The 25,779-nt window shown below is 36.0% G+C and carries 24 protein-coding genes; 7 read left to right on the top strand and 17 right to left on the bottom strand.

The genetic code is table 11. The annotated features are described in order from the left end of the window. Positions 1-10: 10 nt before the first annotated feature. Complete coding sequence (locus AC0L8O_RS00900; protein WP_473446221.1) at positions 11-409, bottom strand: MerR family transcriptional regulator; 399 nt, start codon at positions 407-409, stop codon at positions 11-13. 398 nt (positions 410-807) lie between these two features. Continuing rightward, positions 808-1,269: a VOC family protein gene (locus AC0L8O_RS00895; protein ID WP_473446220.1), complete on the bottom strand. Its 462-nt coding sequence runs from the start codon at positions 1,267-1,269 to the stop codon at positions 808-810. Between the two features lie 76 nt (positions 1,270-1,345). Between AC0L8O_RS00895 and AC0L8O_RS00890 the strand changes: the two genes are divergently transcribed. Next, a complete protein-coding gene (locus AC0L8O_RS00890; RefSeq protein ID WP_473446219.1) occupies positions 1,346-2,254 on the top strand; it encodes a helix-turn-helix transcriptional regulator in 909 nt (302 codons plus the stop codon). 114 nt (positions 2,255-2,368) lie between these two features. Further along, on the top strand, positions 2,369-2,827 hold the full coding sequence (locus AC0L8O_RS00885; protein ID WP_473446217.1) for a GNAT family N-acetyltransferase: 459 nt from the start codon (positions 2,369-2,371) through the stop codon (positions 2,825-2,827). Positions 2,828-2,907: 80 nt separating this feature from the next. Here AC0L8O_RS00885 and AC0L8O_RS00880 read toward each other — a convergent pair whose 3' ends face one another. After that, on the bottom strand, positions 2,908-3,066 hold the full coding sequence (locus AC0L8O_RS00880; protein ID WP_473446216.1) for a hypothetical protein: 159 nt from the start codon (positions 3,064-3,066) through the stop codon (positions 2,908-2,910). 218 nt (positions 3,067-3,284) lie between these two features. Here AC0L8O_RS00880 and AC0L8O_RS00875 point away from each other — a divergent pair, with 218 nt between their 5' ends. Beyond that, entirely contained in the window at positions 3,285-3,842 is a 558-nt protein-coding gene (locus AC0L8O_RS00875; protein ID WP_473446215.1) for a YtxH domain-containing protein, read from the top strand. A 277-nt stretch (positions 3,843-4,119) separates the two neighbouring features. Here the strand turns inward: AC0L8O_RS00875 and AC0L8O_RS00870 are convergent, their stop codons facing one another. The 9 genes from AC0L8O_RS00870 to AC0L8O_RS00830 all read right to left on the bottom strand — a co-directional run bounded on the left by AC0L8O_RS00870 (position 4,120) and on the right by AC0L8O_RS00830 (position 17,400). Then, positions 4,120-5,868 carry a methyl-accepting chemotaxis protein gene (locus AC0L8O_RS00870; RefSeq protein WP_473446214.1) on the bottom strand — a complete coding sequence of 583 codons (1,749 nt, stop codon included), beginning with the start codon at positions 5,866-5,868 and terminating at the stop codon, positions 4,120-4,122. A gap of 571 nt (positions 5,869-6,439) precedes the next feature. Further along, complete coding sequence (locus AC0L8O_RS00865; RefSeq protein ID WP_473446213.1) at positions 6,440-7,285, bottom strand: SpoIID/LytB domain-containing protein; 846 nt, start codon at positions 7,283-7,285, stop codon at positions 6,440-6,442. A 158-nt stretch (positions 7,286-7,443) separates the two neighbouring features. Continuing rightward, positions 7,444-7,644, bottom strand: a complete 201-nt coding sequence (locus tag AC0L8O_RS00860) for a twin-arginine translocase TatA/TatE family subunit (protein ID WP_473446212.1) — start codon at positions 7,642-7,644, stop codon at positions 7,444-7,446. A gap of 25 nt (positions 7,645-7,669) precedes the next feature. Continuing rightward, positions 7,670-9,433, bottom strand: coding sequence for an alkaline phosphatase D family protein (locus tag AC0L8O_RS00855; RefSeq protein ID WP_473446211.1), 1,764 nt, complete (start codon positions 9,431-9,433; stop codon positions 7,670-7,672). A 693-nt stretch (positions 9,434-10,126) separates the two neighbouring features. Next, on the bottom strand, positions 10,127-11,113 hold the full coding sequence (locus tag AC0L8O_RS00850) for an ABC transporter permease (RefSeq protein ID WP_473446210.1): 987 nt from the start codon (positions 11,111-11,113) through the stop codon (positions 10,127-10,129). Positions 11,114-11,117: 4 nt separating this feature from the next. Next, positions 11,118-12,668: a sugar ABC transporter ATP-binding protein gene (locus AC0L8O_RS00845; protein ID WP_473446209.1), complete on the bottom strand. Its 1,551-nt coding sequence runs from the start codon at positions 12,666-12,668 to the stop codon at positions 11,118-11,120. Positions 12,669-12,747: 79 nt separating this feature from the next. Beyond that, complete coding sequence (locus AC0L8O_RS00840; protein WP_473446208.1) at positions 12,748-13,743, bottom strand: ABC transporter substrate-binding protein; 996 nt, start codon at positions 13,741-13,743, stop codon at positions 12,748-12,750. A gap of 674 nt (positions 13,744-14,417) precedes the next feature. Beyond that, positions 14,418-15,146, bottom strand: coding sequence for an alpha/beta fold hydrolase (locus AC0L8O_RS00835; RefSeq protein WP_473446207.1), 729 nt, complete (start codon positions 15,144-15,146; stop codon positions 14,418-14,420). Between the two features lie 67 nt (positions 15,147-15,213). Beyond that, entirely contained in the window at positions 15,214-17,400 is a 2,187-nt protein-coding gene (locus tag AC0L8O_RS00830) for an MMPL family transporter (RefSeq protein WP_473448556.1), read from the bottom strand. 183 nt (positions 17,401-17,583) lie between these two features. On the opposite strand from AC0L8O_RS00830, the gene AC0L8O_RS00825 reads away from it, so the two are divergent. Beyond that, positions 17,584-18,201, top strand: coding sequence for a TetR/AcrR family transcriptional regulator (locus tag AC0L8O_RS00825; RefSeq protein ID WP_473446206.1), 618 nt, complete (start codon positions 17,584-17,586; stop codon positions 18,199-18,201). Positions 18,202-18,305: 104 nt separating this feature from the next. Here the strand turns inward: AC0L8O_RS00825 and AC0L8O_RS00820 are convergent, their stop codons facing one another. From AC0L8O_RS00820 to pdxR, 3 genes are all read right to left on the bottom strand, one after another. Next, positions 18,306-18,764, bottom strand: a complete 459-nt coding sequence (locus tag AC0L8O_RS00820; protein ID WP_026561536.1) for a YfmQ family protein — start codon at positions 18,762-18,764, stop codon at positions 18,306-18,308. Positions 18,765-18,844: 80 nt separating this feature from the next. Continuing rightward, positions 18,845-19,036, bottom strand: a complete 192-nt coding sequence (locus AC0L8O_RS00815; protein WP_026561537.1) for a hypothetical protein — start codon at positions 19,034-19,036, stop codon at positions 18,845-18,847. A 173-nt stretch (positions 19,037-19,209) separates the two neighbouring features. After that, on the bottom strand, positions 19,210-20,640 hold the full coding sequence (pdxR, locus tag AC0L8O_RS00810) for a MocR-like pyridoxine biosynthesis transcription factor PdxR (protein ID WP_026561538.1): 1,431 nt from the start codon (positions 20,638-20,640) through the stop codon (positions 19,210-19,212). A gap of 152 nt (positions 20,641-20,792) precedes the next feature. Here pdxR and AC0L8O_RS00805 point away from each other — a divergent pair, with 152 nt between their 5' ends. From AC0L8O_RS00805 to AC0L8O_RS00795, 3 genes are all read left to right on the top strand, one after another. Continuing rightward, positions 20,793-21,659 (top strand): LysR family transcriptional regulator, encoded by an 867-nt coding sequence (locus AC0L8O_RS00805; protein ID WP_473446205.1) that lies wholly within the window; start codon positions 20,793-20,795, stop codon positions 21,657-21,659. Between the two features lie 152 nt (positions 21,660-21,811). Beyond that, positions 21,812-22,180, top strand: a complete 369-nt coding sequence (locus tag AC0L8O_RS00800) for a CidA/LrgA family protein (protein WP_473446204.1) — start codon at positions 21,812-21,814, stop codon at positions 22,178-22,180. After that, the gene (locus tag AC0L8O_RS00795) at positions 22,177-22,869 is read left to right on the top strand and encodes an LrgB family protein (protein WP_473446203.1); all 693 of its coding nucleotides are present in this window, start codon (positions 22,177-22,179) and stop codon (positions 22,867-22,869) included. The genes AC0L8O_RS00800 and AC0L8O_RS00795 overlap by 4 nt, the downstream gene beginning before the upstream one ends. Positions 22,870-22,984: 115 nt before the next feature. On the opposite strand, the gene AC0L8O_RS00790 is transcribed toward AC0L8O_RS00795, so the two are convergent. Both AC0L8O_RS00790 and AC0L8O_RS00785 read right to left on the bottom strand, forming a co-directional pair. Then, entirely contained in the window at positions 22,985-23,464 is a 480-nt protein-coding gene (locus tag AC0L8O_RS00790; RefSeq protein ID WP_473446202.1) for a GNAT family N-acetyltransferase, read from the bottom strand. Positions 23,465-23,648: 184 nt separating this feature from the next. Continuing rightward, positions 23,649-25,715, bottom strand: coding sequence for a methyl-accepting chemotaxis protein (locus AC0L8O_RS00785; protein ID WP_473446201.1), 2,067 nt, complete (start codon positions 25,713-25,715; stop codon positions 23,649-23,651). Positions 25,716-25,779 lie beyond the last annotated feature (64 nt).

Here is a 25,779-nt window from a genome sequence, read left to right as displayed (position 1 = left end):
AAGATATATTTTACTCTTCACCTGCTAAGCCTCCAATCATCGTTTCATATGTCTCTAATTTCTCCTTCGTCACCTTCATAACCGTTTCAATCTCTTGTTTTTGCTCTTCTAAAAGGAGTAAATGTTTCTTTAAAATATCTGCTCTGGTTTGAATCTTTTTGAGTTGAATGTCAGTAGAATCAACATTTTCTAGGAGACATCCATCCTTTAAAAATTCTTGAATATCTTCTAAAGACATCCCTGTTTGCTTTAACATTTTCATGAATTTAAGTAATCTAATTTCACCTTCTGTATACCTTCTTTTCCCACCCTTTCTTAATGGCGAAGACAATAGACCAATCTTTTCATAATAGCGCAAAGTATGAGCCGTGGACCCTGTTTTTATAGCTACTTCTGATATACTATACATTTCCATTTCCTCCTTTCTTTACATGCTACAACTTAGACTAAACTCTAAGTCAAGGATTAAATGACATCTATAAGAAGAAAGAACAAAAAAGACCCAAAACTTCTCCGAACCTTTTTGTCTAATTTACATATTATCGGAGGTTCATTTCACCTAAAAAGAAAGAAACGGCAAAGGTTTTCTCCCCTTGCCGCTTTTATTGCGTATGCACGTTTTAATACAACCCCGTCACAGCATTTGACAGAACTGACAGTTCCAGCAGCCTGCATAAAATTTTGTATATCCTCATTATATGTCATCAGCGTTTTTCCGTCGGGTCCCTAGTCCAACAATCTTTCGAAAGAATTTTGTTTTAGGGGTATTAGTTTTTCATTAGCTTGATGGGTATGTGGAGAGACCCCCTAATAAGAATCTACAAAACCATCTAGAAATTTACTTGCCTCACTATTAAACTTCCACATGATCCCGAATTTATCGACTAACATTCCAAAACTTGCTGACCATGGCGTAGAAGATAACGGCATGATCACAGTCCCACCTTCTGAGAGCCCTTCGAAAATTTGCTTATTCATTTCTGAATCAGCATCAATAATACTGATTAAGACAGTATTCCCTTTTTTGACTTCGCCTGTTGCAGCCTGCATAAAAGGGGGAACATCAGAGATCATTAAAATATTCCCTGAAAACTCAATACAAGATTCCATAATCATGTTTTGTTCTTCTTCCGATAATGGGGGATTTGGATTTTGTTCAAAGGCACCAAATCTCACCATTTTTACGCTAGTTGCCGGTAATGCCTTTTCATAAAAGGACAACGCTTCTTCTGCTCTTCCATCAAATTGTAAATAAGTGATTGCTTTCATATTTCATTCCTCCTTTTCTTATTTGAAGTATAATAGGACATAGGCGACATATGTATGTCGTATATTGGAGGGAAATATGAAAAAAATTGAGCGACTTATCTCGATAGTGATGATTTTGTTACAAAAAGAAGTTGTTTCTGCATCAGAATTTAGCCGACTTTTTCATGTAACGAAACGAACGATTCAACGTGATATGGAAACATTAAGTTATGCAAACATCCCTATCTATGCGAAGTATGGTGTTGAAGGGGGATATGCGCTAATGGAAGAGTATAAATTCGATAAACGATTACTGAATCACAAGGATATTGAAAATATTCTCGTAGCTTTAGATGGCTTTGAGGGACTGATTACCAATCAAGAGATTCAAACGACTATTCAAAAAATCAAAGGAATGACCAGTGCAGCTATTTCACCAACACTTGATTTAAGCTTTTATGATTGGCTGGGAAGAAGCCAAATCAACGAAGAACTACTATTTATCAAGCAAGCAATTGAGAACAATTGGTTATTAAAATTTGAATATGTGGATCAAAGAGGAAACAAAACGTACAGACTTGTAGAACCCTATAAGATGCATTTTAGGGAAATGCATTGGTACCTTTTTGGTTATAGTTTAGAACGGAAAGACTATCGAACATTTAAGGTGACGAGGATATTAAATATCCAAAAAGACGGTTTTTTTGTTCCAAGGACTGGTCACGATTTTAAACATGAAAAACAACACAATGAACAAAAAAAATTGGTTAATGTACAGCTATCGATAGATATTGCTGTAAGAGATCAATTTATCGAAAGATACGGAAAAAATGCCGTTAAAAAAGAAGCTGCAAGAAGTTACCTTGCAACAATTGAATTGCCCGAGAATCAATATGCCTATCAATTTATAGCAGGCTTTGGTAATAAAGTTAAGATTTTAGATCCAAAAGGTTTTATTGCAAAATATGTAAACTTTTTGGAGGGGGCAGTAGAACTTTACAAATAAATTGGTCCAAGTGAGTGAACATGATGAACGTTTTCATTTTCTATCGTCATATTTTCTCACATCATTATTGAAAATTAATAGGTTACTATTTATAGTCATATTGGAGGTTTTTTTATGGAGATTAAAAAAGATGATTTAACTGGAGTTAAAGTAGCCGAATTAATTAAGGAGCATCTTCATGGTATGACGTTGAATTCTCCACCTGAAAGCATCCATGCTTTAAACATAGAAAAGCTACGACAACCAAATATTACATTTTGGACCGCATGGGAAGGTACAGAATTAGCGGGAATGGGGGCTCTAAAAGAACTTGACAGCTCTCATGGTGAGATTAAATCAATGAGAACTTCATCCTCATATCTGAGAAAGGGAGTTGCCCGACGAATGCTCCAGCATATCCTTGACGAAGCCAAAAATCGAGGTTATACACAACTGAGTTTAGAGACAGGGTCAATGGCTGCATTTGAACCGGCAAGAAAACTATATTCAGATTTCGGCTTTGAATATTGTGAACCCTTTTCAGACTACAAGGAAGACCCGAATAGCGTTTACATGACAAAGAAACTTGGGTAGGTTCTGCTATGGAATTTACCCTTTTTTCACGCGAGCAACTACTAGATCTTCACCCTAATTTTTCAAGAGCATACAATTGGTCAATTCTTTTTAGAAAGGTCCTCTTTTATTTCATCTAACTTCTTTTCTATCATATTTAACCTATTTTTCGTATCATTAAAAAAGTGAGCAATTCTTGAGATCAAATAAACAACAAGAATGAAAAAGAAAATAGTTGAAATAGCTCCAACAGCTTCCATAGTTTCTCTCCTTTATTTTTCTAAATAACCATTCTCTCTTCAAGCACAATATCCTTCAGGAATTCTTTTTTATCAATCTATCTAGAAACGAAAAGCGTTATCTTTGTTAAAGGTGAACACACATCTTAATGGCACTAAACGTTTAAATAGAAAAAAAACGGGAAAGAAAAAACTAATACCATATATCAAATTCAAATTAGTATAGGGAGATGGTTTTTATGACACAAGCAGTTTCTTATTCGAATGTTACATCAAGTGAAGAAGAAAAGAACGGAAAGCTAGTAAAAGGAATGGTTTTGGGAGCAGTAATTGGCGGAGCACTAGCCATGCTTGACTCAAACACCAGGCAGAAAGTCGCTTCCAATACGAAGAGTATGAAAGACTCTACAATGGAAATGGTTGGACAAGTGAAAAATGATCCATCCGCCGTTAAAAACGACTTGCAAGATCGAATGAAATCAGCTGTATCTATTTTAAAGGAAGCCATCAACGATGCTCAAAACTTATATGAAAAGGTAAATGACGATATTGTCGACCAAGTCAACCAAGTCAAAGAGGGATCAACAGAAATTCTTTCTTCTGCCAAAGAAGCTACTTCCGATCTTAAAGACATCGGCGGAAAGGTAAAGGAAGCTGGTGAAGAAGTTATCGATGAAAACAATAACCAATCAAACGACAACATGAATAGCAGTTCTACTTCAAACAATAGTACTCGTTTTAACAGCTCTTCATCAGAAAATAAAACTAGCAAAATACCAGGTGAACTTGGTAGATAAAACCGGTCTTCACCGGTTTTTTTGCTTTCATATGGATAAAGCAGTGTGCGATTAGAAAGGAAACGGGCTTGTCTCCAATGGATTACCGCAAGAGAGTAACTATATCTACACTTTAAGCCCAATCCAATGAAAGCGTTTGGTGGTTTTTCTCATCATGACACTACTGTTCTTAGCATTTGATATAACATACATTTTGGGTGATCAGAAAAAGGCAAACTGTCATTCAGCTTGCCTTTCTTTATAAATTCCTTTTACGATTTTTACGTTTTCTATTACTTTATATTCGATATTTCCTTAACATGTCATCAAGTTCTTTATTCATTACATTTAATTGCTCAGCTGATTTTGCTACTTGTCCTATCGCATGGTTTTGTTCGTCAATTGAAGAACTAATTTCCTCAACAGATGCAGCAGTTTGTTCAGAAACACCCGATGAACTTTGAATTCCTTCTCCTATCAGCGAAGTCTGATTGGTGATATTCACAATTTCATCATTTAAGATACCTAGTGCTGAGACAGTTTCAATAATTGATTTTGATAGTTGTTCAAATTTATCTTGGGTTTCTAAAACATCATCATTTAATTTAGTTGATGTCATCATGGTTTGTTCTACAATTTCTACGGTATTTCTTGTTTTAGCAGCAATAGTTTCCACTACACCTCGAACTTGATATGTTGCTTGCTTAGACTGTTCAGCAAGCTTTCGTATTTCATTTGCGACAACAGAAAAGCCTTTTCCATGCTCCCCAGCTCGAGCTGCTTCAATGCTAGCATTTAATGCGAGTAAATTTGTTTCAGCCGCAATATTTTCAATTGTTTGCATAATATGGTGGATTTCCTGAGTCTTATCATATAGACTTTTTACGCCTGTATTTATTTTCTCTGACGCTTCTAAAGAAGCAGCATTCGATTGTCTCAATGATAAAACGATCATACTTCCCTCGTTCGATAATGTTTCAGATTTCCCTGTAACATCATTTATAATATCACTTTGTTGATTTATTGAATCAATGGATTGAGTCAATGTTTCTACACTATGATTAATGTTTTCCAGATCACTCGCTTGCTCTTGTGTTCCTAAAGAAATTTCCGAGATAGCTGTTCCAATTTCTTCACTGCTAGCTAAAGTTTGTTCAGATACGGCAGAAAGCTCTGTTGCTGAATCAAGCAGGTGCGAACTAGTACTTTTAACACTTTGTACTAATTCAAGAAGCTGATTCGACATTTTATTATAAGCACCTGCAAGTTGACCAATTTCATCTCTTGATTCTAAAAGATTTGTTGCCTGAATCTTTCCATCTGCAATATTTATCGATGAGAGTGCAACTTCTTTCAATAAAGATATTTTCTTCCTTATCGCCATGTAAAATACTGATATACTTATTATGATAATAACTAAAGTACCAAATAAAATGATATATTTTACAACTTCTAGCCCTTCATAAAATTCATCTTCATATACCGTTAGACCCACGTACCAATCCCATGGCTCGAAATGCTCCATATAAGATATTTTTTTCCTCATTTCACCGGTCTCATCGTTCAAATCATCAAAATATGCATACCGGTCTTCGATATTAGAAGCTAATGAACCTTTAACCATTTTTTCACGGTTTGTTGTGTCCTTAGGAATATCCCCTACTGGATTACTAGGGTGAACTTGTGAAGAAAAGTTGGCATCATAGCCGAGGATATAGCCTTCGCCTTTATATAAAAAATGAGATTTTTTATAATCATGTTCCCCATTCTTCAGTTTTGGTCCACTTAATAGCAACCTGGCTTCCTCTTTACCTTCTTCTATCGTTAAGTGACCACTTTCCACTTGGTGATTTATTGATTCTAGTGTAGCTAGAGAACTTTTCACAATGTGATAAAGCTCTTGCTTCCCAGCTTTAGTTAGTTGATTTTTCGCAATGTAATAACTAGTTAATCCAATCGTTGATACTGATAAAACAATGATAATAGTAAGTAATATCATCATCTTAATTGATATACTGTGCCAGTTGACCTTAAATTTCCTCTCCAAATTAAGTTCCCCCATAAGTTTTCTCATTATATATATCGTTCATTTTAAAGATAATTGAAATGTTTTCGGCTTTTTTTATAATGGAAAAATTTTCTCAATATAGGATAGAAAAAGCTAAACTTAGCTTTATATAAGCGTACAGGCTAACTTTCATTTATTTCTTATTTCTCTTGTATGTCAGCTATCTTTCTAATCGTAGTTCCCGGATAATAATAATGGATGATTTCTCTATATGTGTAACCTTTATCACCCATTATACTTGCTCCCCATTGACTCATTCCTACACCGTGACCAAAACCTCTCCCCTTTATGAGATAAAAATGATCGTGTTCTTCAAATGAATCAATGAGGTAGCTTCTAAAGGTGGATCCTCCTATTAGAGGTCTTATTTGATTTATTGCTATATCGTTGAGCTCGACCACTTCATATACTATTGTCCCTTCTATTAAACGTCTTAAAAATTCTATTTTAATAGAACCTTTTTTAGCACGATTTGATTTATAATGATCTGGAGCTATATCTAGATTCGAAATAGATAAGATTTTTATATCTCCATCAAACCCTTGTTTGTTTAGCCTTTTTTCATAGGTTCTGTTATTGAAGGGTCCTTTTCTTCTAGCTTGACCCAGCAGTTCATTCTGGTAGCATCTATCTCCTTTAATAACAGCTGCTCTTTGTGTAAACGGAGTGTCCATGGTTGAATAGGATCGAACTGGTCAACCTTTGTGGGAAAATAAGGTTTTGCTGTTTCTCCCCATACATTTTCATTGTTTTCAGTTACTCCACCATTACTAGCTGAATAATAAGCATTGATAGGCATATTTTTAAATGTAATAATTTCATCTTTTGTTTCTTCAACAGCTTTTGAAGCTTGTTCGTGCCATTCATACCCTCCATAGACTTGAAATTGAATAGTGTCATCCATTTCCATGTCCATATGTGTCAATGTGTAGGTCCTGGCAGCAAGTGCCTGAGCTTTTAACGTTTCCAGTTTCCAAGATGGATACACCTCAAACGGAACAACACCTTTTAAATAATCTTCCAGAGGGATTTGGTTAATCGGCCTAATGTATTGACCGTCTTCTATAGTAAATTCCATTGCCCCAAGATATTTTTTATCATTAACCGTTATCACATGTTCCTCATCATATTGATCTGGTATTAAGACAAAAGATTTTGTTAATGCCAGTTTTTCGTTTTGATTGGTTAATACAATGAAACCTTTTTTGATGAATAAAATATGGACAGCACCTTCTTTTATATCTTCAATTCCATCCATAAATGTATATCTACCTTTTACCTGTATAGTAAGCTTCTCTTTATCTCCTATGTAATTTTTTAACTTAACTTTAATCATTTCATTCGCATATACATATTGTTGACTTGCAAATACAGCAACAAATAGGAACAGTGCCATAATACGTTTCATAGTTTTAGTATTGTATATCTTTCCTAATCGTATTCTATGCTTATATTATTCCGAAATAGTGATAAAAAGCCTGCCCTTAACAATCTTGCCCAAAACTAAAAGGAAGATGTAAGCGCATTGCCTACATCTTCCTTTTATGTTAAACACTAAAGTGCTTTTTTCTTAGCCTGAACTGTCTCTTCTTTGCTTGGTTCCTCATCTGAAACCAAGTCCCTCGTGGATTTTTTAAATTCTTTTAATGTAGAACCAACAGCACGACCTAATTCCGGCAGTTTTGCGGGTCCGAAAATAATTAATGCTAATACAAGGACAAGGATTAACCCGGGAATGCCTATATTTGAAAGCATTTATACAACTCCTTTCATTTGAGAATTAATTAGTGACTTTTTGTCTATCAATTTGTTTCTTCTTTTGCTTCTGTTTTTCATGTGCACGGTTATGTGCACGGGTTCTGTCTTCTTCCACTTCATTTGTCTTTTGGACCCCTTCAGACACTAATGCAGAAGAAACCTTCTTAAGACCTGATTGATCATTATCATAAACAAATGAGGCTCTTGTAGATATGTCTGCTCCGGGATCGGTTACAAATGGAACAACACGGTAATCTGCTCTCCATTGCTCAGGTGTTACTGTACATCTCACATAGCCTCGGTAATCATTAAAAAATTTAATGTGAGGATTCTGAGCTAAGATTTTATCAGTATCAGCTCTCTTATCAGCGCCATTGCCTCCAGATGATATGGAAGTCCCGACAAATTCGACACCCACTGTTTTGGAATTAGGGTCTGAATAATCCTCTTTTAAGTTTGACGCCCAACTTGCATGAACATCTCCTGTCAGGACAACCAGGTTTGTTATGTCATTGGACTTTACGACTTCCATTAACCTTTCGCGCGCTGCCGGATATCCGTCCCACGAATCCATACTATAACGCGGTTCAGTTGGTGTCCCGTAGTTTCTTTCAGCGAAAAAGATCTGCTGCGGTAGAACATTCCATTTGGAATTTGAATGTGACAAACCATCAGCAAGCCACTTTTCCTGTTCTGCACCAAGAAGAGTCCTGCTTGGATCCAATGATTCCTCAGTCTGCGGAGAACTTGTATCTCCGTTTGCTTGGTCATCGCGATATTGGCGGGAATCTAAAACAAAGAAATTAGCAAGATTTCCATATGAGAAGCTTCGGTAAAGCCTCATATCTGCCCCTTCAGGAAGAGAAGATTTGCGAAGCGGCATATGTTCATAATAAGCTTGATAAGCTGCAGCTCTGCGTTTTACAAATGCTTCAACAGATTGTCCTTTTTCCGGGATCAAATTGGCATAGTTATTTTCTACCTCATGATCATCCCAGGTTACTACCCAAGGAAAAGCAGCATGTGCAGCCCTCAGATGGACATCGGAGCGGTATTGGGCATATCTGTTTCGATAGTCGTCAATAGTCATAATCTCTGGTCCACTGTGAACCCGGACATTGCCGGTCGCTGAAATATATTCATTTGGTCCGTACTCATATATGTAATCGCCCAGATGAAAGACAATATCAAGATCTTCCTTTGCCATATGCTTGTATGCCGTAAAATAACCATGTTCAAATTGCTGGCAGGATGCGAAAGCAAATGTGAGGTTCTTTACATTTGAACCCTCTGCCGGCAATGTTTTTGTTCTTCCAGTCTGGCTTACCTCTCCTCCGCAAATGAATCGATAGTAATAGACTTGATTTGGTTTCAAACCATCCACTTCTACATGAACACTATGCCCGAGTTCAGGAACTGCCGCCACTTTGCCTTTCTGGACCATTTTGCGGAAATTTTCATCCTTAGCCACTTCCCATTTCACTTTTACAGCTTCGTTTGGCATGCCGCCACCGTTCAGCGGATCTGGAGCAAGCCTTGTCCATAAAACGACACTGTCAGATAACGGATCACCCGAAGCTACTCCAAGAGAAAAAGGGTAATCATTGAATTTCGGAGCAGCATTAATAACCTCAAGACCTGTTACGGATTGGGTAAGAGCAAGGCCAAGTGATAAACCGGCAAGCTTGCTGGCACCCGAGATAAAATTCCTGCGGTCAATATTCTTCTCTAACGCTGTTTCACTCCACCTTTTTACTAACTCATCAAAATTTTCTTCATTTGTCATTGGTTTCCCTCCTCTAATTGAGTTACAGGGAAAGTATAAAAAAAGTATTTGAAGGTAGTGTTAAGATATGTAAAGACGTAAATTCCGCTTCAGGTAGATTTATTCGGACCTAATGTAATAGTTAAAAGCAAATTAAAAGAAACTTTATAAATATCAAGAAAAGATGATACAGTCAAACTATTTTAAATTCCTACATATTCCCCATAAAAAGTAACAGTAAAGTAAACAAAAGTTTACATTCAGTTTGTAGACAAAGTAAAATTTGCTAGCCTTTCAGACTGATTGCTAACGCTTGCGTATCAAAGCACGAAGCCTTGTGAGGAGCGGAGTTACCGGTGTTGGTAATGAGCACCGCAGCATGGTGAGTAACGAAGAAAGCGAGCGTTTGTCAACAGTCTGAACTAAACAAAAGTTTACATTTTCCATTTCACGGTTATTTTCACAACCATTGTTTTTCCTTTACCTTTGAACGGTGATCTTAAACAATCTGCCTTAAATAGAAAGAATCACACATCCTTGTTCTAGAAAGGCGCTTGGATTGAAGTTCAAAAAATAAGATTTACGATACATAAAAAGAATCCACTATAATAAAAAATGGATTCTTTTCCTTTTTGAACTGGCTATTATACTATCGCGCTTGAATAGCTTGATTTACAAGCTTCAATGAACTAGCAAATGGTTCCTGGATGCGTATTAAGCAGCACTATCTCCACGTAAGCGATCTAGTAATACAGCTGCAATAATTACTCCCCCTTTTACAACCAATTGCCAATAATAATTAACATCCATTAGTGTAAGTCCGTTACTAATCACCCCCATAATTAAAACCCCAATAATAGTTCCTTGAATTTTACCTCTTCCACCTACTAAACTTGTCCCTCCGAGAATAACAGCTGCAATTGCATCAAGCTCATACATTTGTCCAGCAGTTGGCTGACCAGAATATAATCTTCCAGCTAAAACAACCCCACCTAAGCCTGCTAACAATCCGCTAATTGAATAAACATTAATTAATGATTTTTCTACTTTTATACCTGTTAATCGAGCTGCCTCTTCATTGCCACCAATTGCATAAATATGACGACCAAACATTGTATACTTCAGTATAAAAAACATCACAATATAAACTAAAAGCATAATATAGATTGGAGTTGGGATACCTATAATGGAGCCTCCTCCAATAAACTTAAACGTCTCATTTTCCAAAACAATTGGGTATCCACCACTAATGACATAAGCTAGACCGCGTACATATGTGAAACTTCCAAGTGTTACAATGAAAGCTGGCAGTTTTGTCTTAGCTGTAAAAAATCCATTAATTAATCCTACTGCATAACCTACTGCTGCTCCCGATAACATGGCAATGTAAGAATTCACACCTGCAGAGGAAACCATAACTGAAATAACTCCAGATAAGGCCACTGTCGATCCTACCGATAAGTCAATACCGCCTGTTAAAATAACAATTGTCATCCCAGCAGCTAAAATTGCGATAATAGATACTTGTTTTAATACATTTAATAGATTTGCAGTATCTAAAAAGTTTGGAGCTGTGAAAGAAAGCACGATACATAATAGTAATAAAATCATAATCATTCCTAAACGATTCCACAGTCCATGTATAATATTCCCTATGTGTAGACCTTGAGATTGAGTAGCTGTTTGAACATTTACTTTCATTTTGTTACTCCCCTTTTGTAGCAAAGTACATGATTTTTTCTTGTGTAGCTTCTTCTCTTGATAGTTCACCAGTTAATCTTCCTTCACTCATTACAAGAACTCTGTCACTTATTCCCAGCACTTCTGGTAATTCTGAAGAAATCATTAACACTGCTAAGCCTTCATCAGCTAACTTAGAAATAATCTTATGAATCTCTGTCTTCGCACCAATATCAACTCCTCTAGTTGGTTCATCGAGTAGGAGTACTTTTGGTGAGATAGACAGCCACCGTGCAATGACTGCTTTTTGCTGATTTCCTCCACTCAGATTGGAAACAGGCTGATCAGGAGAAGCAATTTTAATACTTAATTCCTTGATATAACGATCTGCAGTAGCATTAACGTCTTTCCAACGAACTACTCCAGATTTTGAGTGCTTCTTAAGTTCGCCCATTAAGATATTCTCTTTTACAGACATAGATAAAAATAATCCTTGTTCTTTTCTACTTTCTGGTACATGTGCAATACCATTGGATATTGCATCAATTGGTGAGTTGATTTTTACTAATTTATCATCTACATAGATTTCTCCACTTGTTAGATTGGATGCACCGAATATGGCCCTTACTAATTCTGTTCTTCCTGCACCTACAAGTCCTGCAAGACCGACAATTTCACCTGGGTAAACCTTAAATGACACATTTTTAACTACCTTTTTATCAGATATATTTCTGAGTTCCAATACGGGTATATCCTTCTTTCGAGAAGGATTAAATGCCTTGGTACGATTAAATAAATCTTTAAGGTCACGTCCAACCATAAGTTTAACAAGATGATCTGGATCAGTCTCTTCTATAGGACCACTCGCGATCCATTCACCATCTCGTAATACTGTATATCGATTTGATATCTTAAAAATTTCTTCCATTCTGTGAGAAATATAGACAATGGCTACTCCTTGTTTTTTTAAATCATGAATAATGTCAAATAGTTTCATAATTTCTTTATCTGTTAATGAAGCGGTCGGTTCATCCATAATAAGAACCTCTGCCTTAAAGGATAGGGCACGGGCAATTTCCACCATCTGTTGCTGGGCAACACTAAGAGTTGATACTAATTGGCGTGGGTTAAGACTAGATCCCATTGAATCCAGAACCCTTTGAGCACGTTCATGAACTTCATCCCACTTTACCATTCCTAAACTATTTCTAGGAAACTTTGTACCCATTAAAATATTTTCACTGATCGTTAGGTTCGGAGAAAGATTTAATTCCTGATGAATAACACTTATTCCTTTATTTCTCGCATCGATAGGATCCTTCCACAAGACAGGTTGACCTTTATAAAAGATTTCCCCTCCATTTTGATCCGGTTGATGAATTCCTGCTAAAATCTTCATGAATGTAGATTTTCCGGCACCATTCTCTCCCATTAGTGCATGAACTTCTCCTGGATATAACTCAATTTTCACGTTCTTTAATACAGTGACTTTTGAGAAGGTTTTACTTATTCCCTGCATATTCAAAACAAGGTGTTTTAGGTTCGTTCTCTGCTTTACTTCTTCTTTGACAACCATAGCTTATATCATCCCTTCTATATTTGAAGAAGACTGATGAAGGAATAAAATCCTTATCAGCCTATATAAGTTTGGAGGTTTACCATCCTTTGTAAGAATCTAAAGTCTCTTGAGTTACTAGCTCAACTGGAACTTTAATTAACTCTTCTACTTCTTCTCCATTTTTCACTTTCATCCCAATTTCTGCTGCTTTTTTCACCATTTCACTAGGTGATTGTGCTGAAGTTGCATAAATAGAACTGTCTTCTTTTGCCATTGCTTCTGTTGCTTCAGGGGCTCCATCTACACCTACAATGAAGAATTCATCCTTGCGTCCTGCTTGTTCTTGAGCAATTTCCACCCCGATTGCTTCTGGATCATTAATAGCAAATACGGCGTTAATTGTTCCAGATGGATTAGCTTGTAAGATACCCTCCATAACCGTTAACGCTTTTTCACGACTTCCTTCACCATTTTGTTTTGCTACAACTTTAATATCAGATCCTTTGATTGCATCCTCAAATCCCTTAATACGGTCTGCTACAGCAGAAACAGGAGGTCCATCGATAATAGCAATATTGCCCTTTCCACCTAATTGTTCGATTACATACTCACCAGCTAGTTGACCTGCCTGATAGTTATCAGATGTAACTGTTGCATCCACTCCGCCTTCTGCATTTACATCAACTGCAATAACAGGAATTCCTGCTTCTTTTGCCTGCAGAACGGCTGCAGCAATACCTTTTGTATCAACGGCATTAAGTAAAATGACATCTACCTTTTGGGTAATAAAGTTTTCGATTTGTGATGTTTGCTTCGCCAAGTCATATTCTGCACTTTCAACAATCACTTCTGCTCCCAATTCTTTTCCTGCTTCTTCTGCACCTTTTCCCATCGCAACAAAGAAAGGATTTGCAAGTGTACCCACTGATAAAGCTATTGTTAGTTTTTCATCCTCTTTAGATTCACTACTATCATTAGAACCACTGTTTGAGCTACCTTCGCTTGTTGATTCACTCGCTCCACTGCATGCTGTCATCAAAGCTAGTACTAACATCAAAACAAACACCATGAACGTCTTTAAATTCCTTTTCATTATGATCCCCCTAAAACAATTTGTTTTTTTCGAGTACAAATTAACCACTTGTAAGATTCATTAACGATGAAAACGCTAACATTTTAATGTTTTATATCACCACCTTAAAGATAGATTTCTATTAAATGATCAGTCTCAAAAAATATTGGTAACGCTGTCATTTTAGATAAACAAAAATGCTGTTGAAAATCACTGATTATTGATGAAAGGTTTCGTGATCGAATATGAGTATTTACGATTACTTTTGATTGATTTAGATTATATTATGGTGGGTTTATTTTGTCAATTAACCTAAAATTTGTCATTTATTATTTTAATAATCTTAAAATTCACCTAATACCTTGGAAAAAATCCTAATTTATTTACATTAATAAGAATTGTTTTCTATAAACATGTTATATCAGCACACTAATCAAAAAAAATCACAAAATTTTTTTCAAAAAAATAGTTCACCGCATCTTTTAATGTAAGTTACGTTTTAATTTAGTATGATGCTAAAAAAAACCCCATTTTTTAATGGGGTTGCAGACTGTTGACAAACGCTCGCTTTCTTCGTTACTCACCTTGCTGCGGTGCTGTAACTCTGCTCCTCACAAGGCTTCGTGCTTTGATACGCTAGCGTTAGCAATCAGTCTGAAAGGCTAGCAAATTTTACTTTGTCTACAAACTTATTATTATTTAATTTCTTTTATCCATTCAGAAGTAACACTCACCATTTCATCTTGTTGTATCTTGATAGATATACCCGCCTCATTATCTCCTTTCTGTTTACCATACACACCAAATTGACCATGATTGCCACCTTTTATTTCATGCATTGTTGCATGACTAGACAAAAATTTCTTAGTTTCGTTAATTTTTTCTACTGTGGTTAAGCCGTCCATTTCTGCATAGATCGACAGCATTGGAGTTTTCGTTTTTGAGAAATCATTCCCTTCACTAGGATAGGAGCCTAATAGAAAAACTCCATCTACTTTTTTAGGATGTTCATAAGCAAATTTCGCTGCTGCAACTCCTCCTAATGAATGTCCACCAATTACCCATTTTTCAACTGATGGGTAGTTCTCTATTATCTTAGTAGCTTTGTTGGAATCAAACAGCGCAAAATTAAAATGAACTTTAGGTATCGCTACCAAATACCCTTTGTTTGCTAACTGTTTTCCATAGTAGCTATATGCTTCAGGCTCTACTTTTCCACCAGGATATAACACAATCCCTATTTTACTAGAGTGCTGATTAAAAATAATCCAATCTTCCTCATACCGAATTTCACTTTTATTTAAAAGTGTATCAAGCTCTGAAGAGGGTTTATAGGTTTGTTGTGACCATGTAAAAAAAACAAGAAATAACACAAGCAGTAATAACATAATGCCGAGTAGAATGTATTTCAATCTTCTTTTCATCTGTAGACTCTCTTCCTTTCTGAAATGATAAAGGATGTGCAAAAATTTGGGCACATCCTTTTTTTTATTAATTCTCTTTTTCTTGTACTCTTTTCAATTTACCTGGCCAAAAAGCAAATTTCCCTAACACGGTCGTAATGGCAGGTACAAGGAATGGGCGAACAATAAATGTATCTAAAAGAACACCTAACGCAGTGATAATTCCAAACTGCACTAGAACTTGAATTGGTAATGTTGCCAGAACTGTGAAGGTAGCAGCTAGAATGATACCAGCTGAAGTGATAACACCACTTGTTTCACTTACCCCTTCTTTAATCGCTTGTTTCAATGGCATGACCTTTCTTTTCTTCCAAATGCTTGAGATCATGAAGATATTATAATCTTCTCCAAGTGCTACCAGGAACACAAATGCATATAAAGGAATGGCTCCTTGTATTGCATCCACTCCCATTACATTATGGATAATAAACCATCCTAACCCTAAAGCTGCACTATAAGATAAAACAACTGTTCCAACTAAGTAGAGCATGGCTACAATGGAACGTAAATAAGCTAAGAGCAGAATGGATATAAAGACAATAATTAGTGGAACAATGAGATTAGTGTCTTCATTACTGGTGATCATGGTGTCATATTGTGTTGCCGTTTGACCACCGATCCATACTTTTGACTCCGCAGAAGATATATCTGATTGTGTTAATGCCAGTTCAGCCGCATCTCTTAACTCTGGAATAGCTTCCATCGCCTCTGCGCTATACGGATTCACATTAAACGTAACATCATATACCTTTAAATTTTCATGATCAACACCATTTTGCGGGGCTGATACTGTATCAACAAGATTATGATTCTGCAACTCTTTTTCTACGTCTACTTCTTTTCCTTCCGTATCAATAACGACTTGAACCGGCGCTAATTCTCCAGGGGAATAGGCATCAGAAATAACCTGAAAACCTTCCCGTGATGGCATATCTTCAGGGAAAGAGGATAATAAATCATAGGTATACTTAATTTGGCTGGAATACATGGAGAAAGCCCCAAAGAAAATGAGACAAGCAATAATAATTGTCCACGGTTTCGTTGTAACAATCGTTCCAACCCAATTTCCAAAACGGCTTTTATCTTTTCGTACACGTACCGGCTTACCTTTCTTTTTATCTATCTCTTCCTCCATTTCAGGAGTACGGGGAATGAACGGATAAAAAGAAGCTCTTCCCATAACAGATAATAAAGCCGGAATAAGCGTTAAACTTGCTATTCCCATAACAAAAATAGATAAGCTAAAAGGGATCGCAAAACGATGGTAAGCTCCATATTTCGCAACGATTAAAACAAGCAGAGCAATAACAACTGTTAACCCGCTCATCGCGATTGCACCTGAAGCTTCTTTAAATGCATGAATAAGTGCTTTTCTTTTATCTTTTACTTTTCGAAGTTCGTCACGGTACTGAGAAATTAAAAATAAGCAGTAGTCTGTTCCAGCTCCAAATAATAATACGGTCATAATGGCGATAGCTTGTGAGTCGACCGTAATCCACCCTTTATCTGCTAAAAGACCCAGAATTGGACTAAGGACCATATAGGCAAAACCTACACCAATTAAAGGAATGATCGCTAAAATTGGGGAACGATAAATGACAAGAAGAAGAACTAATACTAATAAAACTGTTGCAATTAGTAACGTAACATCTGCTCCTTCAAAAAGGCTTGTAGCATCCACTGAAATACCAACCGGCCCTGTTACACGGGTGCTTAGTTTATCTGGGTCATCAATATCTGTAGCAAAAGAATCGTATGAAACCTTTTCTTCTACTTGCTCTTTAATCTTATCTACATTTTTTTCCAGAATACCTGTCTCAATGTTTTCTTCAAAGAATATAGGTTGTACGAGTGTGGTGCCATCTTCAGAAATCATCTCTTGCAAGGCAGGTATTGGCATCTTATGCAAAGGAGGTGTAGATGATTGTCCTTCTAACGGTTTATCAGATAATTCCTCTGACATTTCTTGGACAGCCATTAAATTTTCTTCGTTTAAACCTCCTTCGTTATGCCATGTAAGTAACGCCGGCACTCCTGAAGAAGTAGGAAATTCTTCTTTAATTAGATTTTCTGCCTCTACAGAAGGTGAATCTTCACTTAAGTTCGGGGCATTATTAATCTCGGTTTCACTAACAGGCGGCCAGGCAATGGTTAATACCACAGTTACTATAATCCAGGCGGCAATGACAATCCAGCGACTTACCTTCCCTGTCATATACTGGCTGATTGTTGTTAAAGGCGATTTCTTCACATAAACTCCCTCATTTCAATGTTTGTTTGTTTTTAAAAATTACATTAAAATTAATATATAACTAAGGATAATTATATATACCGGAAGGTTAATTAATCAACTAGTTTAAATGTGCCAATTTCTTGAACTAGGAGGAGGAACGTATGCATGGACAATAAAAAACCTAAGAGAACACCTGGTAGACCCAGAGTCAAGGCTGAAATGAATATAACAAGGGAGCGAATTGCAAAAACAGCAGCACACCTATTTATGACATATGGATACGAAGTTGTTTCGATGCAACAAGTAGCTGAAGCAAGCAATGTAACAAAAGCCAGTGTCTATTACTATTTTAAAGATAAGGCAACACTATTCACTACCGCTGTATCAAGCATGTTTCAGCGTATTACAACACGTGTGGAGGAACTATTAAACAGTTCGAAAGGATTAGAAAGCAGATTATATGAAGTTACGTTAGAACATCTAAAGAGACCTCATGTCGATTTTGAAACATTATTACAAGAAGCGAGTTCTTCTCTTACAGAAGATCATATCCGTGAAATTCGTGATTCTGAGAAAAACATTCATGAAGTACTGGAAAATATATTTAAACAGGCAATGGAAAATGGTGAAATCGTTACATCCAGCCCATTGCTGCTAGCACATGCATTTTCAACCGTAACCATGATTAAAAACAAAACAGAATTAATAACTGAATTAGGAGGATATGAAAAAGCAGCTCAGTCTTTAGTGAATCTTTTTTGGACAGGTATAGCACCCAAATAAAGCAGTGAAGGCTCCACCCCTTTTCTATAAAAGGATTGGAGCCTTCAACTTTGATGTTCTGAGACGAATTTATCCTCTCGTCTTTTCAAGCGACAGATTCTTCATTATGAAAGTACTGCCTCATTCAAATAACGGATCTCAGGTGATAAGGTTTGTAGTCCGTCTGACCTTAAACTGTAAGAAACTACTTTACTTTTAAACTGTTTGACTACATCAATATGATCTTCATAACAGAAAACATATAATATAATCGTTTTTTTCCCTCTTATCATATTGACAACAATGGGAGATACATCTGTCTCTGGATTCAAGAATAAGTGTTCGTTTCCCGGGAATATATAATATTTTTTCAAAAATGTGGCTTCATTAAAGTAATCGGTAAATTTCATTTTCTCTTCAGATTCCAAATGTTTACCGTTATATGTCACTTTGACCTCTTTTGAATTTAACTTTGGATGTAGGGCAAATTTACTTAAAATCCAATCTACTAGATCAGAAGGCATACAAGTTAACACAATTTTAATTGCGGCTAGTATAAATGAAACGATAAAAGCTGATATCATCTACTTTTCAACTCCTTATTATAAAAACTTCCATTTGTTTCAATTTTTAGCATCCGTTCATTTTCCTATCAATGGAAATCTTATTTTATAAAAATATACGCGCCAATAACTAAGATAGAAAGTAAAATTACAACAGCATAAATAGCTGTTAATCTACCAATATTACTTTTTGTATTTTTACCATAACTAACCTCTGTATCTTTTGCTGCAAAGATGGTTCCAACTAATGCCAGTATGGCTAAAACAATAATTAGAATGACTGCAAATGCCATTTATATATCTCCTCTTAGAATAAATTAAGAAAATAGTGATCGATCTTTTTATATAGTAACTTATGTAGGTTATAAGTTAACCATCCAATTTGCAACTATTTAACCCATCCACTTCAAAAGGAAACGATTTTCCCAGGGGCATAAAGATCAGATACGAAGCGTTTAATAACCTACTAAATATTGTTAAACACTTCAGCAAACCGCGAAATTCCCTCTCGAATTGAGTGTTTGTCCTCTCGTCCAAACGTAAAGCGAACATAGCCTTTTTCCGTTCCAAAAATACTTCCCGGGATAAAGGCTACCCCCTTTTTCACTGATTCTTCGAGTAATTTATATTCATTAATAGAATCATTTAATTTGCACCACATATGGATTCCTCCCTTAGGGATAATAAACTCCATTTTGTTACCTAATAATGTCGTTAGACTATTTGTTAATTCATCTTTTTGAAGTCTTAACTCTTTTCGGAGCATCGAAATGTGGGAAGTGAAATCCGATGACCCTATAAACTCGTTGGCTACCCATTGCGGAAAAACACTATGACCAAAGTCAACCTGTTGTTTCGCATCAGCCAGACGTTGAATAACTTTTGAGGGGCCAATAATCCAGCCAATTCGTAAACCTGATGCAACAATTTTAGATAATGAACTTATATATAAAACATTTCCGTTAAAATCCATTGATTTCAAGGTAGCATTCACACTACCATCAAACGTCGTTAAACTGTAAGGATCATCTTCAATGATTGGAATACCAAATTCCGCGGACAGTTCTAACACACGCTTCCGACGTTCTAAAGAAAGTACCGTCCCTGTTGGATTGTGATGGTCAGGATTTAAAAAAACCATTCGGATTCTATGCTTTTTATGTAAAGATACAAGATCTTCGGGATTCATCCCATTCTCATCAACGGGTAACAAAAAGGTCCTCAGTCCGGCAGATTGAAAAATCGGGAGAGAGAAGCAATATGACGGATCCTCAATAGCAACAGCATCTCCCGGTTTGAGAAGACATTGAACAATCAGATGCAGAGCCTGCTGGGCACCTGAAGTAATGAGGATAGAAGAAGGACTAGTATCAATCTTTTTATACTCTCTTACATGTGTAGAAATCGTCTCCCTTAAATCAGCATTTCCTTGAGGATGATCATAACCAAGATAGCCTGTAAAGGTGCGGTCAGACAAAATCTTCTGAAATTGTTCAGTAGGAAATAACTGTGCCGTTAACTCACCGCTAGCCAAATTTATCAAATCATTCTTTTCTGTTTCCATCCGGATTCGTTGTACTAAGGGAAGATTCGGCACAAAGGAACCACCTTCTACATATCTGCCCCAATTCGGAATACGTTTGTGTGATAACCCCCAAATGTCTGTACTAACTCGGGTTCCGCTTCCTTTCTTTCTGCTCACAATTCCAAGTGACTGTAACTCTTCATAAGCAGCAACTACTGTGCTGCGATTCACTTGTAATTCCTTTGCAAGAGTCCGTTCCGAAGGCAACATAGAGTCTGGCAGAAAAATCCCTGCTGAAATCTCTTGTTCAATATAGCTGGCAATTTGTTTATAAATAGGCATTTTATCCGTCCGGTTCGGTTTCCATTCCATTTCATCAAAACCCTTTCCGTTGTCTACATTACCGATAATTATAGAGAATTTGATAATGACAGTAAAATTTTAAATAGTAATGTTTCAGCTTCAAGGTCAATTTTTCACAATCATGCCCGAAACATTTATACTATAGTTGGAGGTGTGATTGGTTGGAGTTAAAACAATTACTATATTTTTTGGAAGCTGCTAAACATAAAAATTTTACGAAGGCATCAGAGATCCTTCATATTTCACAACCGGCTTTAAGCAAAATGATTAAAAGTCTTGAAAATGAATTGGATATGACATTAATTGTTCGGTCTAATAAAACGAGCGAAATAACAGATGCCGGTTTTATCGTCATGCAATATGCTCAAAAGATTCTATCACAAATTGATGAAATGACGACGATTTTAAATGATTTAACAGAATTACAAAGAGGGACCATTCGGGTAGGAATTCCGCCGATTATTGGCAGCTTATATTTCCCGAGTGTCATGGCAGAGTTCCATAAACAGTATCCGAATATCTCCATTAATATTACTGAATATGGCGGTGCAAAGGTTGTGAAATCTGTGGAGGAAGGTGAAATTGAATTAGGAGTTGCTGTTTTACCTGTTGATGAAGATATGTTTAATATTTATCCGATTGTGGAAGACGAGATGAAATTATTACTACATCATCAGCATCCATTAGCAGATCGTGACCTTATTCACCTAAAGGAACTGAAGGATGAAGAGTTTATTTTTTACCACGAGGATTTTGCCCTTCATGATATAATGTGGAACAATTTTATTCAAGAAGGATTTCAGCCAAAAATATTATTTAAAAGCTCGCAATGGGATTTAATGTCTGAAATGGTTGGGGCCAACTTAGGCGTAACCATTTTGCCTGAATCGATTTGTAACCGTGTAGAAAACAAGCACGTGAATATCATTGATATTGAACCTTTTACACCATGGAACTTAGCTGTCATAACAAAAAAGGATAAGTATCTCTCATTTGCTGCGAAACGGTTAATTGAATTTTTCCTTTAACCCTATTATAACTTTCAGTTATCACTTTCATAGTTATTATGTATTTTACGAATGATAAAAAGCGTAGTACCATGTTCAAATAGACCAGAGTATGAACCGGTCTAAAGAGGGGCTTGGTTTGCTCCTTCCTATACAAGGGAGGGTTATCATAGATGAAACTACTTACAATTTTTATACAAATTTTATTTATCTCTTTATTCTTTTTTCTAGGTGCAGGGATAAAGGAAATCATCGCAATTCCTTTGCCTGCTTCAATGATTGGCTTAGCATGTTTATTACTTGCTTTATTTACAGGTGTCGTTAAGTTGAATTGGATTGAAAAAGGCGGCAATTGGCTATTGGCAGAACTATTGCTTTTCTTCATTCCCTCTGCAGTCGGAATTGTCAATTATAATGAAATCATGAGCTGGCAAGGGATTGAATTGGTGTTAATTATCGCTGTTAGTACATTTATTGTAATGGCAGCAACAGCTTTTACCGCTGACTTTATCCAGAAAAAACAAAGTAGTGCTGCCAAATGAAAATTATTCTATTGACAGTGTTAACGATCATCATTTATAAGCTAATAAAGCTAACGAATAAAAAGTGGACGTTAGCTTTTTTACATCCATTATTACTGTGTCCCATTGTTATCATTTTGTTGATTCAAGTGCTCGGTATTTCGGCTGATACGTATATGGATTCTGCAAAAGTGCTAACAGATTTATTAGGACCCGCAACAGTTGCATTTGCGATTCCGATATACAAGCATTTTCATTTAGTTAAAAAATATATGGGGACAATTATTGTCAGTATTACAATTGGAACATTAGTAGCGATATCGTCTACTTTTGTTTTATCACTTGTTTTACACTTAAACTCTACTTTTTTAATTAGTATTTTACCAAGATCCATTACCACTCCAATTGCCATTGAAGTGTCGAAGGAAATTGGCGGGACCCCTACTTTAACAACAATCTTTGTGATCATTACAGGAATAAGCGGAGGAATTATTGGTCCCTTTACACTGAAATGGCTGGCGATTAAATCACCGATTGCAAAAGGATTATCACTTGGTATGAGTGCACATGGTGTCGGTACTTCTAAAGCAATGGAATATGGTGAGCAAGAGGCTACTTTTTCCTCCCTGGCGATGATTTTCGCAGCGATTTTGACGATGGGATGGGGAAGCTTTCTCATTCCATTGTTAATGAATATGGCACATATTTAACCTAAAAAACTGCCAAACTTGTGCTGAAAATATAAGAATAGATCTAACAAAAAACCGCATGAATGACCCTTTCATGCGGTTTACATTTTCTCGCCTTTTCTACATAATGCCTCAATTATAGTAACTCTTTTATATACCAAGCATCACAGGCATTATGATCAGATCCATCCAGTGCTTTATCAAGCTGTTGGAAACCAAATTTGAGATAAAGATGATTTGCGGTTTGGAGCTTCTTCAATGTCTCTAAATAACAATACGTGTAGTGTTCCTTGGCGAAATCGAGTGCTACTTTCATCAACTTCTTCGATAGTCCAACACCTTGAGCTTCAGGTGATATATATAATTTTTGCAACTCACAAATCCCGTTCCTCTGTCCAAATGGTGCAATACCTACACCGCCTACTACTTCATCTTGATCATTCACAGCAACCCAATATTTCGCATTTGGTTGCTGCATGTAAAATTGTGCAAGAGTACTTAACTGGGGGTCAAAATAGGCTGTCCCTGGAATATTTAAGTGATATGATTCTAATGAGTTTTTAATAATTTGCTCTATTTTTTGATTGTCCTTTTCTTCCATTTCACGAATCCGCATTGTTCTTCCCCCTTATCTTTATTATGAATATATTCTACTATTATTCTCATCTTTTAAGGAACCTAGTTTAAGCCATATTGTCATATATCACTAGACAATTTAATAGGCAATGGTTAGTTATTTAACAAAAAGGCGGGAACTTTAGTGTCCGCGCCTATACGTATATTATTTAATATATATGATACTACTTCTCCAGCTTAAAGAAGTTCATTTTCCCTCTCATTTCATTAGTCATTTCACCTAAGCTTACAGCTGAAGCACTTACTTCTTCTATCGAAGCAGACATTTCTTCTGCTGATGCCGAAATTTCCTCCGCTGATGCAGCTACATCTTCTGCTATTGCTCCGGATTGATCCAATTCTTCAAGAATGATATCTTTTTCTTTCTGAATCTTAGTTGAGGTATTTTCCGTTTCCTTTATTTTAGGAGAAATACTCTCAACCGATTTAATGATTTCCTCAAATGAGGTAATTGTAGTATCTAACTGCTCTCTTTGTAATAGAAGTTCTTTATTAACATCTTCTGTTGATAAAACCATTTTACCAGTGTCTTGAGACACTCCTTTAATGATCATATTAATTTTTTCAGAAGACTCCCTGCTTTTTTCTGCTAAGTTTCTTATTTCATTCGCAACAACAGCAAAACCTTTTCCTGATTCACCAGCTCTTGCTGCCTCAATAGCCGCATTTAAAGCTAATAAGTTCGTTTGGTCTGAGATTGAATTAATGATCTCTGTCATCTCATTAACATTGCGAATATTGATTTCCACTGACTTCACTCGTTCTATCAATTCCATAAACGTTTTATTTAGTGTCTCAAAAGATTTAATCATCTTCGTCATTTCTTGGCTGCTCTCATTAGCCATCATTAAAATGGAGTTAGTTGAAGAATTAACTTCACTAATTGATTGATTCATAAAATCTAAGCTTGTTCCAAATTGATTAATTTTTGTGTTTACATTTTTTAACTTTTCATGTTGCTCTGCTGCCCCTTCCGCAACATTCGTTATAGCTGTTGCAACGTTTTCCGAAGTGGCATTCATTTGTTGAGAAAACGAAGAAAGATTTTGAGCATGGTCATCTATACTTAATGCATTAGCCTGAAAGTTTTTAATAACATCTGTTAAGTTATTTTGCATAGAATGGAGAGATCTTCCGATATCCCCGAGTTCATCTTTTCTTGCCAAGTCTTTCTCTTCAAATTTATTTACTAAACCACCATCAGCTACAACTTCTGCAATCCCACTATATTTCTTAGCTGTTTTCCCCATGCGATTTGCAAAAACAACAATAACTGCCGTGACAATTACAATTGAAACAAAACTTGATATAACAAAAATACTTAACAAGTCATTTAGGTTATTAAATAAATTGGTTTCACTAACACTTATACCGATCTTCCAATTTGTATTAGGAATAGTAGAGAAGTAGAAAAAGTACCTCTCATTGTCGATTGTATATTCTGTTTTTCCAACCTCATTCGCTAACATGTATTCAGAAGCTGTTACCAATGAAGAGTTATGATCGTCCAAGATGTTTTCCTTTGTTAAACGATTTTCATCTACACCACCGAGAAGAATCCCATCACTCTGTACCAATAAGGCTTTTCCATCGTAATCAATTTTAGTTTCGGTAATTAACTTTTGAATACTGCTAATATCAACATCAACTGTAACAACACCCATTTGGTCACCATTTTGTTTCTTAAAAGGATATGCCGTAGTTACCATTGATACATTAGTAGACGGGTCAGTATATGCTGCTGTCCATCCTCCGTCTGGTTTGGAACCAACTTTATACCACTCTGTTGTCCATATATCGAGATCTCCTGTAGTGTACGAGTTATCAAGAATTACCTTATTGCCATCCTTATAAGCAAATGGTGCATACTTTTCTTGTCCTTTATAGCCGGATGGTTCAAACCAAATTCCCATTCCAAATGTTTCATCGTACATGGGAATATAGTTTTGTAATAAATCATTGTACTTATTTTCCGTTAACAAATCTGAATTGACTTCAATCGTTTTGGCCATACTTCTTGCAATGCTATTTTCCCTTTCTAAAATCGTGTTAATTTCCTGAGCAGTTTCTCGAAGCTTCGTATTCATTGCATAATCTAATTGATTTGTAATGATTTGTTTTGAGAATGTATATCCAATTGACGATATAACTACTAAAGCAATGATAATGATAGGAACAATAAATGATATCAATGATGTTGTAATGCTCTTCTTTCGTTGCCTATTTTTCATATTCTCCCCCTACTTATAGTTATTTTTAGATTTATATATAACTATTATCGACAGGGGATAACAT

Source organism: Metabacillus sp. KJ11-3 (assembly GCF_055808295.1).
This window is presented reverse-complemented; position numbering and strand designations above follow the sequence as displayed.